Consider the following 1,743-nt stretch of genomic DNA (forward strand, 5'->3'; position numbering starts at 1 on the left):
ACAGGGCACTGCGCATCCTGGCCATTGTCGCGGAAGGCAGCGGCCTGTCGCTGAGCGAGATATCGGCACAAAGCGGCCTTGCCGCCTCCACCGCCTACCGCATGCTGACGACGCTGCAAAACCACGGCATGGTCGAATTCGACACATCAGACCAGCTGTGGTCGATCGGCGTCGAGACCTACCGCATGGGCGCGGCCTTCCTGCGGCGCCGCAAGCTGGTCGACCGCGCGCGTGTGGTCATGCAAGAGCTGATGGAAAGAACCGGCGAGACCGCCAATCTCGGCGTCGCCGAGGACGATTGCGTGGTCTTCGTCAGCCAGGTCGAGACGCACCAGGCGATCCGCGCCTTCTTCCGTCCGGGCACACGCAGTCCCTTCCATGCGTCGGGCATCGGCAAGGCGGTGCTGGCGCATCTCGAGCCGGAGCGCGTCGGAAGCATCCTGCGCAAGGCAGGCCTGCAGCGCTTCACGGAGAGGACGCTGTCCGACATTTCGTCGCTTGCCCACGATCTGGCGCGGATCAAGCTGCGCGGCTGGTCGGTCGACGACGAGGAGCGGCACCCCGGCATGCGCTGCGTGGCAGCCGCCATCTTCAATGAATTCGGCGAGCCGATCGGCGGCGTCTCGGTGTCGGGACCAACGGTGCGGGTGACGCCGGAGCGGTTGGCCGAGATCGGCCCGCTGGTGCGCGATGCCGCCGCCGAGGTGACCAGGATGATCGGCGGCGTGCGAGCCGGCTGATCAGCCCGTCCCGGGCAGCGCGCTCCTGGTCGCGATATCAAAGAAATCGAGAAGGATGGCCATGCCGACGCCACAGGCGGTGAATATCAGGCCGGCCATGAAGATGCGGTTGGCGCGTTCATAGATGCGCCGTTGCAGGCATTTCGTGTCGAGCAGCAGCGAGAGCGCCCGCATCTGCAAGGCAATGCCGGCCAGGATCGGCAGGACGGCGACAAGATGGTAGGTCTGCCACGGGATCGGGTTGGCGGCCCAATGCGTGATGAAGCCCAGCGAAAACGCCAGCAGGATGCCGACGGCAGTGACGGTGCCGTTGCGGAAAACCGTTTCGACCAGATCTTCCCTGGGGTCCTGCTCGTCCAAAGGTCTCTCCCCGCGTTTCGCGGTCAGAATAGACGCTCGGAAAATCTCTGTACACCGCCCGGTCTGCCGCCCAGGCCAATCCTTTCTGCGCTGAATCGGCCGGTGGAGCACGCACCGCTACCATCCAGACAGCAGAAGAGGGGCTCGCATGGGCCCCTCTGTTGCTGAAACGGTCCTCCCCTCTAAAGACGGCAGTAGTGGCGGTATCCGTCGCGGCCGAGATAGGTATCGGAGTCCGCGTCGTAGCTGGCATAACGATCGTAGCAGCGGCGGACATGCCACGAGCCGCCGCCTTCGTCGACATAGACGGTGCGCGGCTGGGCGAGCAGGCTGCCGAGGACAAAGCCGCCGACGCCGGCGGCAATGCCGATACCGAGACCGTGATTGTGGTGATGGCTGTGAGCGGCCGAAGGCTGCACGGTGCCGGCCAGCGTGGCGGCGGCGACGGCGGTGGCGATAAGGCCGGAAACGAGTGTGTTCTTGAACATGACGATCTCCTTGCTTCGTTGACCGAGGCGATCCATCCGCCTCTTGATCATCTGTCGTCGCAGCCAGGAAAAAGGTTCGAATCTTTTGTCGATCTTCTGGGATCGAAGGTCTTTGTGACGGCGACGGGAAGAGGTTGGCGAGAACATTGACCTGT

At 64.4% G+C, this 1,743-nt stretch carries 3 protein-coding genes; 1 reads left to right on the forward strand and 2 read right to left on the reverse strand.

What is annotated here, in order from left to right:
• On the forward strand, positions 1 to 740 hold a 740-nt coding region (gene bhcR / locus EN984_RS33470; protein ID WP_164765871.1), incomplete at its 5' end, for an HTH-type transcriptional regulator BhcR.
• Here the strand turns inward: bhcR and EN984_RS33475 are convergent.
• Both EN984_RS33475 and EN984_RS33480 read right to left on the reverse strand, forming a co-directional pair.
• On the reverse strand, positions 741 to 1,100 hold the full coding sequence (locus tag EN984_RS33475) for a hypothetical protein (protein WP_127268085.1): 360 nt from the start codon (positions 1,098 to 1,100) through the stop codon (positions 741 to 743).
• 182 nt (positions 1,101 to 1,282) lie between these two features.
• Complete coding sequence (locus EN984_RS33480; protein WP_127268086.1) at positions 1,283 to 1,588, reverse strand: BA14K family protein; 306 nt, start codon at positions 1,586 to 1,588, stop codon at positions 1,283 to 1,285.
• Positions 1,589 to 1,743 lie beyond the last annotated feature (155 nt).

This window comes from Mesorhizobium sp. M7A.F.Ca.CA.004.12.1.1 (assembly GCF_003997835.1).
Lineage (GTDB): Bacteria > Pseudomonadota > Alphaproteobacteria > Rhizobiales > Rhizobiaceae > Mesorhizobium.